General features: G+C 60.4%; 14 protein-coding genes. 11 read left to right on the plus strand and 3 right to left on the minus strand.

Annotated elements, in window-relative coordinates:
* Positions 1-74: 74 nt before the first annotated feature.
* Positions 75-443, minus strand: coding sequence for a hypothetical protein (locus ACSSVH_RS17975; protein ID WP_170042641.1), 369 nt, complete (start codon positions 441-443; stop codon positions 75-77).
* Positions 444-680: 237 nt separating this feature from the next.
* On the opposite strand from ACSSVH_RS17975, the gene ACSSVH_RS17980 reads away from it, so the two are divergent.
* From ACSSVH_RS17980 to ACSSVH_RS17995, 4 genes are all read left to right on the plus strand, one after another.
* Positions 681-1,979, plus strand: a complete 1,299-nt coding sequence (locus ACSSVH_RS17980; protein ID WP_170042640.1) for a serine/threonine protein kinase — start codon at positions 681-683, stop codon at positions 1,977-1,979.
* Entirely contained in the window at positions 1,972-2,760 is a 789-nt protein-coding gene (locus ACSSVH_RS17985) for an MlaA family lipoprotein (protein ID WP_492633570.1), read from the plus strand. Before ACSSVH_RS17980 ends, ACSSVH_RS17985 begins: the two co-directional genes overlap by 8 nt.
* 311 nt (positions 2,761-3,071) lie before the next feature.
* A complete protein-coding gene (locus tag ACSSVH_RS17990; protein WP_492633571.1) occupies positions 3,072-4,118 on the plus strand; it encodes a hypothetical protein in 1,047 nt (348 codons plus the stop codon).
* Between the two features lie 160 nt (positions 4,119-4,278).
* Positions 4,279-4,749 carry a hypothetical protein gene (locus ACSSVH_RS17995; RefSeq protein WP_170056978.1) on the plus strand — a complete coding sequence of 157 codons (471 nt, stop codon included), beginning with the start codon at positions 4,279-4,281 and terminating at the stop codon, positions 4,747-4,749.
* A gap of 3 nt (positions 4,750-4,752) precedes the next feature.
* Here ACSSVH_RS17995 and ACSSVH_RS18000 read toward each other — a convergent pair whose 3' ends face one another.
* Entirely contained in the window at positions 4,753-5,667 is a 915-nt protein-coding gene (locus ACSSVH_RS18000; protein WP_169956457.1) for a DUF808 domain-containing protein, read from the minus strand.
* Positions 5,668-5,801: 134 nt separating this feature from the next.
* On the opposite strand from ACSSVH_RS18000, the gene ACSSVH_RS18005 reads away from it, so the two are divergent.
* Together ACSSVH_RS18005 and ACSSVH_RS18010 are read left to right on the plus strand one after the other, a co-directional pair.
* The gene (locus ACSSVH_RS18005) at positions 5,802-6,407 is read left to right on the plus strand and encodes a TetR/AcrR family transcriptional regulator (protein WP_029292641.1); all 606 of its coding nucleotides are present in this window, start codon (positions 5,802-5,804) and stop codon (positions 6,405-6,407) included.
* Positions 6,408-6,617: 210 nt separating this feature from the next.
* On the plus strand, positions 6,618-7,076 hold the full coding sequence (locus ACSSVH_RS18010) for an REP-associated tyrosine transposase (protein ID WP_170056976.1): 459 nt from the start codon (positions 6,618-6,620) through the stop codon (positions 7,074-7,076).
* A gap of 112 nt (positions 7,077-7,188) precedes the next feature.
* Here ACSSVH_RS18010 and ACSSVH_RS18015 read toward each other — a convergent pair whose 3' ends face one another.
* Positions 7,189-7,629: a GlcG/HbpS family heme-binding protein gene (locus ACSSVH_RS18015; RefSeq protein WP_170056975.1), complete on the minus strand. Its 441-nt coding sequence runs from the start codon at positions 7,627-7,629 to the stop codon at positions 7,189-7,191.
* A gap of 268 nt (positions 7,630-7,897) precedes the next feature.
* Here ACSSVH_RS18015 and gcl point away from each other — a divergent pair, with 268 nt between their 5' ends.
* The 5 genes from gcl to pyk all read left to right on the plus strand — a co-directional run bounded on the left by gcl (position 7,898) and on the right by pyk (position 14,384).
* Positions 7,898-9,673 (plus strand): glyoxylate carboligase, encoded by a 1,776-nt coding sequence (gene gcl, locus ACSSVH_RS18020; RefSeq protein WP_057438849.1) that lies wholly within the window; start codon positions 7,898-7,900, stop codon positions 9,671-9,673.
* A 10-nt stretch (positions 9,674-9,683) separates the two neighbouring features.
* Complete coding sequence (gene hyi, locus ACSSVH_RS18025) at positions 9,684-10,466, plus strand: hydroxypyruvate isomerase (protein WP_169956451.1); 783 nt, start codon at positions 9,684-9,686, stop codon at positions 10,464-10,466.
* Between the two features lie 173 nt (positions 10,467-10,639).
* On the plus strand, positions 10,640-11,530 hold the full coding sequence (locus ACSSVH_RS18030; RefSeq protein WP_169956449.1) for a 2-hydroxy-3-oxopropionate reductase: 891 nt from the start codon (positions 10,640-10,642) through the stop codon (positions 11,528-11,530).
* Between the two features lie 168 nt (positions 11,531-11,698).
* Positions 11,699-12,979 carry a glycerate kinase type-2 family protein gene (locus ACSSVH_RS18035; protein ID WP_169956447.1) on the plus strand — a complete coding sequence of 427 codons (1,281 nt, stop codon included), beginning with the start codon at positions 11,699-11,701 and terminating at the stop codon, positions 12,977-12,979.
* Positions 12,969-14,384: a pyruvate kinase gene (gene pyk, locus ACSSVH_RS18040; protein WP_169956445.1), complete on the plus strand. Its 1,416-nt coding sequence runs from the start codon at positions 12,969-12,971 to the stop codon at positions 14,382-14,384. The genes ACSSVH_RS18035 and pyk overlap by 11 nt, the downstream gene beginning before the upstream one ends.
* Positions 14,385-14,463: the final 79 nt, after the last annotated feature.

Below are 14,463 nucleotides of genomic sequence, written 5' to 3' on the forward strand. Positions count from 1 at the left end.
TATCGCACCGCTCCCACATTTTGATCTGTGAATACATTCAAATGTGGGAGCTGGCTGGCCTGCGGTTGGCCCTGTCAGACAGCCCGAGCCGCCCTGACCAACCGCAACCCGGCAATCACCAGCGCAAACACCGCAAAATTGGTGTTGTACAACGCCAGCGCCGGAATCCCGAACGCCAGCCCCAGCACCGCCAAGCCCCATCCCGCGCGGCCGGGCAGCAAAAACGCGAGCACCGACGTGACCAGCGCCGCCCAGCCCATGACCTTGAAGTGGATCATCAGCCCCAGGTTGGCCCGCAACTGGCACTCCCAGCGGCTGGCGTCCTCGGCGCAGATGCCCACCCACTGCCCATCCTCCATAAACCCATAACGGGCGCCATAACTGGCAGCCAGCCATAACGGCAAGGCCAACAGCAGCAGAATCAGCGGCAAACGAGGGGACATAAGGGCACTCCGATAGGCGAAAACGGCGCCCAGCTTAATCTCCCCGGGGCCATTGGCAAGGGCTGCACACAGATAACTATTCATCAAAGCGTGCCAAAGTGTATCGTCTGGCTACTATTAGCTCGATTCCTACGCTTATTTCCGATATTTAGTGCCGATGGCTGGCACTTCGGCGATAGCGCGGTGGTCATAGCCTGCGAACTTCATTCAGCACGTTTTCCTCTTAGGGATTTAGTCATGCTCCGTTCCTTGCGCTGCGCTGCCCTGTTGGGTGGCCTTTTTTTGAGTGCGTCAGCACTGGCGGTCGATGTCGATCCGGCCAGCTATGGCTACCCTTTGACCAACCCGTTCGAGGCGACCATCGCCACGACACCACCGGACCTGCGGCCGGATCTGCCATCCATCGATGACATCAACCAGTCCGACTACACCCTGACCATGCGCCCGGAGCGTGAATTCAGCCTGCCCGACAACTTCTGGCCGGTGAAGAAGCTCACCTACCGCATTGCCAAGCAAGACCGCGCCGCGCCGCTGATCTTCCTGATCGCCGGCACCGGTGCACGCTTTGACAGCAGCCTCAACGAATACCTGAAAAAGCTGTACTACAAGGCCGGCTACCATGTCGTCCAATTGTCATCGCCCACCAGCTTCGACTTCATCAGCGCCGCCTCGCGCTTTGCCACGCCCGGCATCACCCAGGAAGACGCCGAGGACATGTACCGCGTGATGCAGGCCGTACGCGCGCAAAACGCCTCGTTGCCCGTCACCGACTTCTACCTCACCGGCTACAGCCTGGGCGCGCTGGACGCAGCGTTCGTCAGCAAACTGGACGAAACCCGCCGCAGCTTCAACTTCAAGAAAGTGTTGCTGCTCAACCCGCCGGTCAACCTCTACACCTCCATCACCAACCTCGACAAACTGGTGCAGACCGAGGTCAAGGGCATCAACAACAGCACCACCTTCTATGAACTGGTGTTGAACAAGCTGACCCGCTACTTCCAGCAAAAAGGCTACATCGACCTCAACGATGCCCTGCTCTACGACTTCCAGAGCTCCAAGGAGCACCTGACCAACGAGCAGATGGCGATGCTGATCGGCACCTCGTTCCGCTTCTCGGCGGCGGATATCGCCTTCACCTCGGACCTGATCAACCGCCGCGGCCTGATCATCCCACCCAAGTACCCGATTACCGAAAGCACCAGCCTCACGCCGTTCCTCAAGCGTGCGCTGCAATGTGATTTCGACTGCTACCTCACCGAACAAGTGATCCCGATGTGGCGCGCCCGCTCCGACGGCGGCAGCCTGCTGCAACTGATCGACCAGGTCAGCCTGTACGCCCTGGAGGATTACCTGCGCGACAGCCCGAAAATCGCTGTGATGCACAACGCCGACGACGTGATCCTCGGCCCCGGCGACCTGGGCTTCCTGCGCAAGACCTTCGGCGATCGCTTGACCGTCTACCCACTGGGCGGCCACTGCGGCAACCTCAATTACCGCGTCAACGCCGACGCCATGCTGGAGTTCTTCCGTGGCTAAACATCTCCTGTTTCTTGCGGCCTTACTCTGCGCAGGCGTTGCCCACGCGGACAACAGCAAGGCTCACGCACCGACCGTGGTCGACCAGGATGGCTTCAAGGAGCCCTTGAGCAAACTCAAGTTCAACCCTGGCCTGGACCAGCGCGAGTTCGAGCGCTCGACCCTCAACGCCCTCAACGTCTACGACCCGCTGGAGTCGTGGAACCGTCGGGTGTACCACTTCAACTATCGCTTCGACCAATGGGTATTCCTGCCGGTGGTCGACGGTTATCGCTACGTTACCCCAAGCTTCCTGCGCACCGGTGTCAGCAACTTCTTCAACAACCTGGGCGATGTGCCCAACCTGATGAACAGCCTGCTGCAACTCAAGGGCCACCGCTCCCTGGAAACCACCGGCCGCCTGCTGGTCAACACCACCCTCGGCATCGCCGGCCTGTGGGACCCGGCCACCGCCATGGGCCTGCCGCGCCAGAGCGAAGATTTCGGCCAGACCCTGGGCTTCTACGGCGTTCCCGGCGGCGCCTACCTGATCCTGCCGATCCTCGGCCCGTCCAACCTGCGCGACACCGGCGGCCTGTTGGTGGACTACACCGCAGAAACCCAGATCAACTACCTCAACGTCGCCGAAGTCAGCTCCAACCACCCGGAAATCTGGGCCCTGCGTGCGGTGGACAAGCGCTACCAGACGAGCTTTCGCTACGGCCAGATGAACTCGCCGTTCGAGTATGAAAAAGTGCGGTATGTGTATACCGAGTCGCGCAAGTTGCAGATTGCCGAGTAACCTGTAGCCATCGCAGGCCGCGGCTGTTCGCAGCCCGGCCCTGCCCCCGAGGTCAATGGAACATCCTTGCATCCCGCCCACTTATCTAAACGCGTTATTCCTACGAGTCTCACCCTTTAAGCCAACGCTTATCTATCGCCCCCTTAAAACCACTTTTATAGTTAATCATCACAACAAAACCTGATTAACATCTGAAATAAAAGAAGTGGAACCACACGACATCGCCCACCACTTAAATCAAGAAAGTTAACAACTGTCGCTTTGCGCCCATTAAATTCCAGCACTAAAAACCCAGTAAGAAGGATACGCTTATGGACATCAGATTTTTTACCGGGCTCGGTATTATTCAGCAATTACTATCCAACCAAGTTTGCAACATAAACACCACCACTAGCCAGGCAACATGTCCTGAGCGTTCAACTCCTGAGACTCTTCTACCGCCAGCCTTGGGAGATCTCGACAGCGCGACGCGCCCCACCGCGGCAACCGGTCGACCAGCAGGAGATCGCCGAACGGCGGAGCAAATCATCAATGCCAACCCCACTCTTAAACACCTGGAAATGCGACCAAGTATTTACCGACGTGGCCCAGAGCACAGACCCCTGCCCGAAGCCTACAAGCAAGGTATCTACAAACATACCGGCGACTGGACAATCGCCAACAAGGACCCGCAAGCCCGCGCCGATGCGGCTTACAATGCTGCGCGCCTGTTCAACTTCATTGACTCCAAAGACGCGCATGCCGTACTGGCAAGCCAACACAACGATGGTTTTCTCAGTGGTTATTCTGGTAACGAACAGATTGTACCGTTCAAGAAACAACACCCAAACGAAGCGATCTACCCTCCATTTCGTGAACCATCCATCCGAAAGGACTCCGAACACGCGCTGCTCACAAAATTTATCGAACATGGCTACGCCAGCCTGGAGTTCAAAGGTGAGCAGCAGATTTATGTAAGGCCAACCCACGCCACGGGGCGACCCCGTGGCGATCATCGAAGCGCCGAGGATATCTTGAGGGACAATCCATTACTTGCTACAGCAGATCGGATTGTCAACGCACTGGTTAAATCCGGCGAAAACCTTAAAGAACTTCAGAAACATATCGGAGACTGGAGTAAAAATAACAAAGACCCTGAGGCACGGGCAGATGCAGCGTACAACCTGGCCTATATAGCCAACTACATTGGCAACCTAAACAAATCGACTACAGATATTAGTCTAAAGCTTCCAGATTTTAATCGGGGTAAGGTGTGGGCCCAAAACGACGCCGCAGATAAGAGCTATTTGCTTCAAGTAACCTTAAAGCATGGCTATGAGTTACTCAACTCATCCACAGCGCCGAACGAAACCCCTTAAATACCATACACCCCGCACCTTACCGAGCGACGCCCCCAACCACCAGGAACCATTTCGTACCTGTTTGCCACTGAAAACCCAGGCACGCGCGCAGGTCAGCCTGACACAAAACAGGCTGACTTCCCGCTACCCACCTCGAACTTTCCAGTGGAACTTCAACATGACGATATCGGTTTCCCAACCCCCCATCACGGCACCCAGCACCCCCGCTACTCCCGCCGCAGAGTCCCAAGCCTCAACAAAACCTTCTCTGGACGCCCCCAGAGGCGCCTATGGTCGACCGGCCGGCGATGATCGCAGCGCAGGACAAATCTTCAAGGACACGCCGATCCTCAAGGACATCCTCAAGCAAGACGGTCCTTTCGCGAGCAACTTCATCAATCAGCTCAAGCAGCAAACCGGCGATTGGGGCGCAGCCAATCGAAACCCCGACTCACGCGCCAACGCCGCCTATAACCTGGCGCAAGTGGCAACCTACATTGATGGCCGCGAAGGCTTGGAGCGTCAGGGCCCGAGCCAGCAGAGCGATCAGCACGTTCAGGGTTTCGGCCAGTTCGGCAGCGTTTCAGCAGGCTCGGAAGCGCAACTGCTCAAGGCATTCAGCGAAAAAGGCTACAGCGCGTTGCAATAGCACCTAACCCCTCAAGGCACGCCACGCCTTGCTCGCCACCGACACCAGCGCCAGCACCACCGCCCCGGCGATGATCCCCGCGATGGCATTGAGCAAGGTCGGCATCAGCCAGCTGATGCCACCGATGCTCTGGCTCACACTCTCAATCCAGTGATGCACCACCGGCACGCCGTGGGTCAGGATGCCGCCACCGACCATGAACATCGCCGCCGTGCCGATCACCGACAGGCTTTTCATCATGTACGGTGTGGTTCGTACAAACCCGTTGCCGATATCGCGCACCAGTTGGCCGGGCTTTTGCGCCATCCACAGGCCCAGGTCGTCGAGCTTGACGATACCGGCGACCAGGCCGTACACGCCGATGGTCATGACCAGAGCGATGCCCGACAGCACGATCACTTGCTGCATCAACGGTGCATCAGCCACGGTGCCCAGGGTGATGGCGATGATTTCGGCGGAGAGGATAAAGTCGGTGCGGATCGCGCCCTTGATCTTGTCTTTCTCGAACGCCACCAGGTCGGTTGCGGGGTCGGCCACGGCTTCGACCAACTGGGCATGTGCGGCCTGATCATCGGCCTTGCTGTGCAGGAATTTATGGGCGAGTTTTTCAAAGCCTTCGAAACACAGATAAGCGCCGCCGAGCATCAACAGTGGCGTGACCGCCCATGGCGCGAAGGCGCTGATCAACAGCGCGGCGGGAACCAGGATCAGCTTGTTGATAAACGAGCCCTTGGCAACTGCCCACACCACCGGGATTTCCCGCTCGGCGCGTACGCCAGAAACCTGCTGCGCATTGAGCGCCAAGTCATCCCCCAACACCCCGGCGGTTTTCTTGGCGGCCATTTTGGTCATCAAGGCCACGTCATCGAGGACGGCGGCGATGTCATCGATCAATACCAACAAGCTGCTTCCTGCCATGAATCGGACGTCCTAAATGTGGGATATTTCGCAGCATAGCGTGGTACAAAGCGTCGCGGGCAGATTCTTGAGGCGCGCGGATCGCCGGTGCTACCATGCGCAACCGCCTGTCCTGGCAAGGAATCATCTGGTCTATGAGCACCATTCGCGAGCGCAACAAAGAACTGATCCTGCGGGCTGCCAGCGAGGAGTTTGCCGACAAGGGCTTCGCCGCGACCAAAACCAGCGACATCGCCGCCAAGGCCGGGCTGCCCAAGCCCAACGTTTATTACTACTTCAAGTCCAAGGACAACCTCTACCGCGAGGTGCTCGAAAGCATCATCGAGCCAATCCTGGCCGCCTCCACTCCCTTCAACCCGGACGGCGACCCCAAGCAGGTGCTGAGCGGCTATATCCGCTCGAAAATCAGCATCTCCCGCGACCTGCCCTTTGCCTCGAAAGTGTTCGCCAGCGAAATCATGCACGGCGCCCCGCACCTGAGCCCCGAGCAGGTGCAGCAACTCAACGCCCAGGCCAAGCACAATATCGATTGCATCCAGAGCTGGGTCGATCGCGGCCTGATCGCCGCCATTGATCCTCATCACCTGATGTTCAGCATCTGGGCAGCGACCCAGACCTATGCGGACTTTGACTGGCAGATCTCGGCGGTGACCGGTAAGGCCAAGCTGGATGAGGCCGATTATGAAGCGGCGGCGCAGACGATTATTCGGTTGGTGTTGAAGGGGTGTGAGCCGGACTGATGGACTGTGGTGTGGCCAAGATTCGCGAGCAAGCCCGCTCCCACACTAGATCTGTGCCAGACACAAAATGTATGAACAACAAAGATCCCATGTGGGAGCGGGCTTGCTCGCGAAAGTGCCCTCCCAGACACATCCTGCCAAAAGCCTGCCCATCAGCCTCAAGCTCCCCGATCTAGCCTCTCAAGACCCCATCTGAAGAGAGGCAACGGAATGCCTGATCGAGCCACCTCACACCGCCTACGCATCGGGCGGTTCAGCGAAACCAACCACATCTACCTGATCACCACCAACACCCACGAACGCACACCAATCTTCAGCGATTTCCATCTCGGCCGCCTGGTGGTCTGGCAGTTCAGGCTCGCCCAATATCAAGGGCTGGCGCACTCTCTGGCCTGGGTGGTGATGCCCGACCATTTCCACTGGTTGATCCAACTGCAAAAAGGTTCGCTGGGTGACTTGATGTGCCAGGTGAAATCCAAAAGCACTCGCTCAGTCAATGGCACCACTGCCCGCAAGGGGAGGCTTTGGCAAACCAGCTTTCATGATCGCGCGCTGCGTAGGGAAGATGATCTGGTGAAGATGGCCAGGTATGTGGTGGCCAATCCATTGAGGGCGGGGTTGGTGGAGAGGATTGGCGACTATCCGTTGTGGGATGCAATTTGGGTTTAGATTCAAGACCGAGTCGGCCCTATCGCGAGCAAGCCCGCTCCCACATTTTGACCGTGTTCACAGGTCAAAACGCGGGCTTGCTCGCGATGAGGTTCTTACAAGCCCGGAGAAATCAAGCACTCACCCCCGCATCCGCCAACAACCCCACCCCTTCAATCGCGCTGATCGCGCATTGCTCATCAATATCCGACGTATCCCCACTGATCCCGATCGCCCCCAGCACCACCCCCGCCTGATCCCGAATCAACACCCCGCCCGGCGCCGGCACCACGCCGCCCTGCCCCAGGCTGTTCAGTGCAGCGATAAATGCCGGCCGTTGCTGGGCATCCAGCGCCAGCAAACGCGAGCCCTTGCCCAGGGCAATCGCGCCCCAGGCCTTGCCGATAGCAATTTGCGGGCGCAGCAGGCTGGCGCCGTCTTCCCGTTGCAGGGTGATCAGGTGCCCGCCGCTGTCGAGCACTGCGATGGTCAGCGGTGCAGCGGCAATGGTGCGGCCTGCGGTGATGGCCTGGCTGACCAGGTTGACTGCGACTTTCAAGGTTAGAGCGCTCATGGGTGCCGTCCTTATCTTGTTATTGAGAAAGCCTTGGGGCTCTGATTGATCAGAAGCCGGATGCAACAAATAGAACACAATAGATTTATTTTTTGTATACAATATTTCGAAACATACGCACCACACGTCGAAATACTCCCGCTAAAAAGCCTTCCGACGAATGCACAGGCCCGAGAATAAAATGGATTGACCTGCGTAGCTCGCCGTGAATACACTTTGAGGCAACACCACTTGTATACAATTACAAAACGCAAGAGGCACCAAAACCATGAGCAAAATGAGAGCAATCGAAGCCGCTGTCCTGGTGATGCGTCGTGAGGGTGTAGATACCGCCTTCGGCATCCCAGGCGCTGCGATCAACCCGTTGTATTCGGCCCTGCAAAAGGTCGGCGGCATCGATCACGTCCTCGCTCGCCACGTGGAAGGCGCTTCGCACATGGCCGAGGGGTATACCCGCACCAAGGCCGGCAATATCGGCGTGTGCATCGGCACTTCGGGCCCGGCGGGCACCGACATGGTCACCGGCCTGTACAGCGCCTCGGCCGATTCGATCCCGATCCTGTGCATCACCGGGCAAGCGCCCCGTGCCCGCATGCACAAGGAAGACTTCCAGGCCGTGGACATCACCAGCATCGTCAAGCCAGTGACCAAGTGGGCAACCACCGTGCTGGAACCTGGCCAGGTGCCGTATGCGTTCCAGAAAGCCTTCTATGAAATGCGCTCCGGCCGCCCCGGCCCGGTGCTGATCGACTTGCCATTCGATGTGCAGATGGCCGAGATCGAGTTCGACATCGACGCCTACCAGCCGCTGCCCCTGGCCAAGCCACTGGCCACGCGGATCCAGGTCGAGAAGGCCCTGGCGATGCTCGATCAGGCCGAGCGCCCGCTGCTGGTCAGCGGTGGCGGCGTGATCAATGCCGACGCCAGCGAACTGTTGGTGGAATTCGCCGAGCTGACCGGTATCCCGGTGATCCCGACGCTGATGGGCTGGGGCACCATTCCCGACGATCACCCGCTGATGGTGGGCATGGTCGGCCTGCAAACCTCGCACCGTTATGGCAACGCTACGATGCTCAAGTCCGACGTGGTCCTGGGTGTCGGCAACCGTTGGGCCAACCGTCACACCGGCTCGGTGGAGGTGTACACCGAGGGTCGCAAGTTCATTCACGTCGACATCGAACCGACGCAAATCGGCCGGGTGTTCACCCCGGACCTGGGCATCGTGTCCGACGCCGGTGCCGCGCTGACGATGTTTATCGAAGTGGCCCGCGAGTGGAAAGCCGCCGGCAAGCTCAAGGACCGCAGCGCCTGGCTGCATGATTGCCAGCAGCGCAAAGCCACCCTGCACCGCAAGACCCACTTCGACAACGTCCCGGTCAAGCCGCAACGGGTGTACGAAGAGATGAACCAGGTGTTCGGCAAAGACACCTGCTACGTCAGCACCATTGGCCTGTCGCAGATTGCCGGTGCGCAGTTCCTGCACGTCTACAAGCCGCGCCACTGGATCAACTGCGGCCAGGCCGGCCCGCTGGGCTGGACCATCCCCGCTGCGCTGGGCGTGGTCAAGGCCGACCCGAGCCGCAAGGTAGTGGCGCTGTCCGGCGACTATGACTTCCAGTTCATGATCGAAGAGCTGGCCGTGGGCGCGCAGTTCAAGCTGCCGTACATCCACGTGGTGGTGAACAACTCCTACCTGGGGCTGATCCGCCAGGCCCAACGCGGGTTTGAAATGGACTACTGCGTACAGTTGTCTTTCGACAACCTCAACGCCCCGGAACTCAACGGTTATGGCGTCGACCACGTTGCCGTCGCCGAAGGCCTGGGTTGCAAGGCCCTGCGTGTGTTCGAGCCGGGCCAGATCCAGCCAGCACTGCGCAAGGCCCAGGAAATGATCGAAGAGTTCAAGGTGCCGGTGATTGTCGAGATCATCCTGGAGCGCGTGACCAATATTTCCATGGGCACCGAGATCAACGCCGTCAATGAATTCGAAGATCTGGCACTGGTGGGCAACGACGCACCCACTGCCATTTCATTGCTCGATTAAGGAGAACCCCATGCCGCGTTTTGCCGCCAACCTGTCCATGCTGTTCACCGAACAGGACTTTCTCGCCCGCTTCAAAGCCGCCGCCGATGCCGGTTTCAGCGGGGTGGAATACCTGTTCCCCTACGAGTTCAGCTCCGCCGAAATCAAGGCACAACTCGACGCCCACGGCTTGACCCAAGTGCTGTTCAACCTGCCGGCCGGTGACTGGGCCAGCGGCGAGCGCGGCCTGGCCTGCCACCCGGACCGGGTCGAGGAGTTTCGCGCTGGGGTCAACCTGGCCATCGCCTACGCCCAGGTACTGGGCAATACCCAGATCAACTGCCTGGCGGGGATTCGCCCTGCCGGCGTGGACGACGCCACCCTGGAAAAAACCTTCGTCGCCAACCTCAAGTACGCAGCCGACAAGCTGCAAGCGGTGGGCATCAAGCTGGTGATGGAAGCGATCAACACCCGCGACATTCCCGGCTTCTACCTGAACAACACCGCACAGGCCCTGGCGATTCGCGAACAGGTGGGCAGCGCCAACCTGTTCCTGCAATACGACATCTATCACATGCAAATCATGGAAGGCGACCTGGCCCGCACCATGGCCACGCACCTGGATCAGATCAACCATATCCAGCTGGCGGACAACCCGGGGCGCAACGAGCCGGGCACCGGTGAAATCAACTACCGGTTCCTGTTCGAGCATCTGGAGCGCATTGGCTATCAGGGTTGGGTCGGCTGTGAGTACAAGCCGTTGACCACTACCGAGGCTGGTCTTGGCTGGCTCAAGAGCCATAACGCGATCTGACCGAAATACACACAACCCAACTGTGGGAGCGGGCTTGCTCGCGAAGGTCTGACATTCAACATTTTTGTCGACTGATCTACCGCAATCGCGAGCAAGCCCGCTCCCACATTTAGATCGCCTGGGTCTGGTAGACCGGGCCAGGCTCGCACAGAGAATAAAAAGAGGACTTCACCATGGCTAAAATCGGCTTTATCGGCACCGGCATCATGGGCCAACCCATGGCCGCGAACCTGCAGAAAGCAGGTCACCAACTGTTCCTCTCCGAGCACCACGGCAAGGCGCCCGCCGAGCTGGTCGCCGCCGGTGCCGTGGCCCTGGCCAACCCGCAGCAAGTGGCCCAGGAAGCGGAATTCATCATCGTCATGGTGCCCGATACCCCCCAGGTCGATGACGTGCTGTTCCGCGCCGACGGCGTAGCGGCTGGCCTGTCGCCGAACAAAGTGGTGATCGACATGAGTTCGATCTCGCCCACCGCCACCAAGGCCTTTGCCGCCAAGATCAACGCCACTGGCGCGCAGTACCTCGACGCACCGGTGTCCGGCGGTGAAGTCGGCGCCAAGGCCGCGACCCTGAGCATCATGGTCGGTGGCGAGCCGCAGACCTTCGAACGCGCCCTGGCGCTGTTCCAGAGCATGGGCAAGAACATCACCCTGGTGGGTGGCAATGGCGATGGCCAGACCGCCAAGGTGGCGAACCAGATCATCGTTGCCCTGAACATCCAGGCGGTGGCCGAAGCGCTGCTGTTCGCCGCGAAAAACGGCGCCGATCCGGCCAAGGTCCGCGAAGCGCTGATGGGCGGCTTCGCCTCCTCGAAGATTCTCGAAGTGCATGGCGAGCGGATGATCAAGGGCACCTTCGACCCGGGTTTCCGGATCAACCTGCACCAGAAGGACCTGAACCTGGCCCTGGCCGGCGCCAAGGAGCTGGGGATCAACCTGCCCAATACCGCCGGCACCCAGCAAGTGTTCAGCACCTGCACCGCGATTGGCGGCGGCAACTGGGACCATTCGGCGCTGATCAAGGGCCTGGAACATATGGCGAATTTCTCGATTCGCGATAAGTAACCGCCCCTTTTCCAATGCAATCCCTGGTAGGAGCTGGCTTGCCTGCGATAGCGGTCGTTCAGTGACAGATTAATCGCCTGACACACCGCCATCGCAGGCAAGCCAGCTCCCACATTTGGCCCTCATTCCACGTTGCAAACCCAATAACAAGAACCCGGGAGCCCGCTTATGTCGGTCGATCCGCAACACCTGCTTCGCGAGCTGTTTGCCACAGCCATCGACGCTGCCCACCCCCGGCAAGTCCTCGAACCTTATCTGCCCGCCGACCGCAGCGGCCGCGTGATCGTGATCGGCGCGGGTAAAGCTGCGGCCGCCATGGCCCTGGTCGTGGAAAACAGCTGGCAGGGCGAGGTTTCGGGACTGGTGGTCACACGCTACGGCCACGGCGCGCCCTGCCAGAAAATCGAAGTGGTCGAAGCCGCGCACCCCGTGCCCGATGCCGCTGGCCAGGCCGTGGCCAAGCGCGTGCTGGAACTGATCAGCAACCTTGGCGAAGACGACCGTGTGATCTTCCTCCTGTCCGGCGGCGGTTCGGCGCTGCTGGCGTTGCCGGCGGCGGGTATCACCCTGGCCGACAAACAAGCCATCAACAAAGCCCTGCTCAAATCCGGCGCGACCATCGGCGAGATGAATTGCGTGCGCAAGCACCTCTCGGCGATCAAGGGCGGGCGACTGGCCAAGGCCGCCTGGCCGGCCACGGTCTACACCTACGCGATTTCCGATGTGCCGGGCGACCAGGCCACGGTGATTGCCTCCGGCCCGACCGTAGGCGACCCGAGCACCTCGCAACAGGCCCTGGCGATCCTCAAGCGTTACCAGATCGAAGTGCCAGCCTCGGTGCGCAGTTGGTTGCAGAACCCGGAGTCAGAGACCGTCAAACCCGGGGACCCGTGCCTGGCGCGCAGCCATTTCCAATTGATCGCGCGGCCGCAACAGTCCTTGGAAGCGGTGGCGGTCAAAGTGCGCCAGGCCGGCTTCAGCCCGCTGATCCTCGGCGACCTGGAAGGCGAAGCGCGGGATGTGGCCAAGGTCCACGCCGGCATCGCCCGGCAGATCGTGCAGCACGGCCAGCCGCTGGCGGCGCCCTGCGTGATCCTCTCCGGCGGCGAGACCACCGTGACCGTGCGCGGCAATGGCCGTGGCGGACGCAACGCCGAGTTCCTGCTGAGCCTGACCGACAGCCTCAAGGGCCTGCCTGGCGTGTACGCCCTGGCCGGTGATACCGACGGCATCGACGGTTCCGAAGACAACGCCGGGGCAATCATGACCCCCACCAGCTACGCGCGCGCCGAGGCCCTGGGCCTGTCGGCCAGCGATGAGTTGGACAACAACAATGGCTACGGCTATTTCGCGGCACTCGACGCGCTGATCGTCACCGAGCCGACCCGTACCAACGTCAACGACTTCCGCGCCATTTTGATACTTGAGACTGCTGCCCATGACGCCTGACAAGAAAGTCAAAATCCTCGCCACCCTGGGGCCGGCCACCGACGGTATCGATGACATCCGCGAGCTGGTGGAAGCCGGGGTGAATATCTTCCGCCTGAACTTCAGCCATGGCGATCACGCCGACCATGCCCAGCGCTACCAGTGGATCCGCCAGGTCGAGCGCCAGCTCAATTACCCGCTGGGGATCCTGATGGACCTGCAAGGGCCGAAGCTGCGGGTCGGGCGTTTCGCCGAGGGCAAGGTGCAACTGGTGCGTGGCCAGGCGTTGCGCCTGGACCTCGACCCCACGCCGGGCGACCAGCGGCGGGTCAACCTGCCCCACCCGGAAATCATCAAGGCCCTGGAACCGGGCATGGACCTGTTGCTCGATGATGGCAAGCTGCGCCTGCGGGTGATTACCAAGCATGCCGATGCGATCGACACCACGGTGTTGAATGGCGGCGAACTGTCCGACCGTAAAGGGGTGAACGTCCCACAAGCCTTGTTGGAGCTCAGCCCACTGACCGCCAAGGACCGCCGCGACCTGAGTTTCGGCCTGGAACTGGGCGTGGACTGGGTGGCACTGTCGTTTGTGCAACGCCCCGAAGACATCCGTGAAGCGCGCGAACTGATCGGCGACAAGGCGTTCTTGATGGCGAAGATCGAGAAGCCCTCGGCGGTGCGCCACCTGCAGGAAATCGCCGAGCTGAGCGATGCGATCATGGTCGCCAGAGGCGATCTGGGTGTGGAAGTGCCGGCCGAAAGCGTGCCGCAAATCCAGAAAGACATCATCAGCACCTGCCGCCAACTGGGCAAACCGGTGGTGGTGGCCACGCAGATGCTCGAATCCATGCGTTTCTCGCCGGCCCCGACCCGCGCCGAAGTCACGGACGTGGCCAATGCCGTGGCCGAGGGCACCGATGCGGTGATGCTCTCGGCCGAAACCGCGTCCGGCGAATACCCGCTGGAAGCCGTGCAGATGATGAGCAAGATCATCCGCCAGGTGGAGAACGGCCCGGACTACCAGACCCAACTGGATGTAAGCCGGCCCAAGGCCGACGCCACCGTGTCCGATGCCATCAGCTGCGCGATCCGCCGGATCAGCAGCATCCTGCCGGTGGCGGTGCTGGTGAACTACAGCGAGTCGGGCAGCTCCAGCCTGCGCGCGGCGCGGGAGCGGCCGGCGGTGCCGATCCTCAACCTCACGCCGAACCTGTCCACCGCGCGCCGCTTGAGCGTGGCCTGGGGCGTGCATTCGGTGGTCAATGACCGCTTGCGGCAGGTGGACGAGGTGTGTTCCACAGCGCTGGAAATCGCCCAGGCCCAAGGCATGGCGCAGCGTGGGGATACGCTGTTGATCACCGCGGGGGTGCCGTTTGGGCAGCCGGGGTCGACCAACTCGCTGCGTATCGAGACGTTGATCTAGCGTCTGTTCGGGCCTTATTGCGGGCAAGCCCGCTCCCACATTTGACCGTGTTCGCAGATCAAAATGTGGGAGCGGGGTT

The sequence above is a fragment of the Pseudomonas sp. HC1(2025) genome, assembly GCF_058742075.1.

What these genes read in the sequence shown, in the direction of transcription:
- ACSSVH_RS17975 (WP_170042641.1), bottom strand. Translation starts at nt 443, where the DNA reads ATGTCCCCTCGTTTGCCGCTGATTCTGCTGCTGTTGGCCTTGCCGTTA.
- ACSSVH_RS17980 (WP_170042640.1), top strand. Translation starts at nt 681, where the DNA reads ATGCTCCGTTCCTTGCGCTGCGCTGCCCTGTTGGGTGGCCTTTTTTTG.
- ACSSVH_RS17990 (WP_492633571.1), top strand. Translation starts at nt 3,072, where the DNA reads ATGGACATCAGATTTTTTACCGGGCTCGGTATTATTCAGCAATTACTA.
- ACSSVH_RS17995 (WP_170056978.1), top strand. Translation starts at nt 4,279, where the DNA reads ATGACGATATCGGTTTCCCAACCCCCCATCACGGCACCCAGCACCCCC.
- ACSSVH_RS18000 (WP_169956457.1), bottom strand. Translation starts at nt 5,667, where the DNA reads ATGGCAGGAAGCAGCTTGTTGGTATTGATCGATGACATCGCCGCCGTC.
- ACSSVH_RS18005 (WP_029292641.1), top strand. Translation starts at nt 5,802, where the DNA reads ATGAGCACCATTCGCGAGCGCAACAAAGAACTGATCCTGCGGGCTGCC.
- ACSSVH_RS18010 (WP_170056976.1), top strand. Translation starts at nt 6,618, where the DNA reads ATGCCTGATCGAGCCACCTCACACCGCCTACGCATCGGGCGGTTCAGC.
- ACSSVH_RS18015 (WP_170056975.1), bottom strand. Translation starts at nt 7,629, where the DNA reads ATGAGCGCTCTAACCTTGAAAGTCGCAGTCAACCTGGTCAGCCAGGCC.
- gcl (WP_057438849.1), top strand. Translation starts at nt 7,898, where the DNA reads ATGAGCAAAATGAGAGCAATCGAAGCCGCTGTCCTGGTGATGCGTCGT.
- hyi (WP_169956451.1), top strand. Translation starts at nt 9,684, where the DNA reads ATGCCGCGTTTTGCCGCCAACCTGTCCATGCTGTTCACCGAACAGGAC.
- ACSSVH_RS18030 (WP_169956449.1), top strand. Translation starts at nt 10,640, where the DNA reads ATGGCTAAAATCGGCTTTATCGGCACCGGCATCATGGGCCAACCCATG.
- ACSSVH_RS18035 (WP_169956447.1), top strand. Translation starts at nt 11,699, where the DNA reads ATGTCGGTCGATCCGCAACACCTGCTTCGCGAGCTGTTTGCCACAGCC.
- pyk (WP_169956445.1), top strand. Translation starts at nt 12,969, where the DNA reads ATGACGCCTGACAAGAAAGTCAAAATCCTCGCCACCCTGGGGCCGGCC.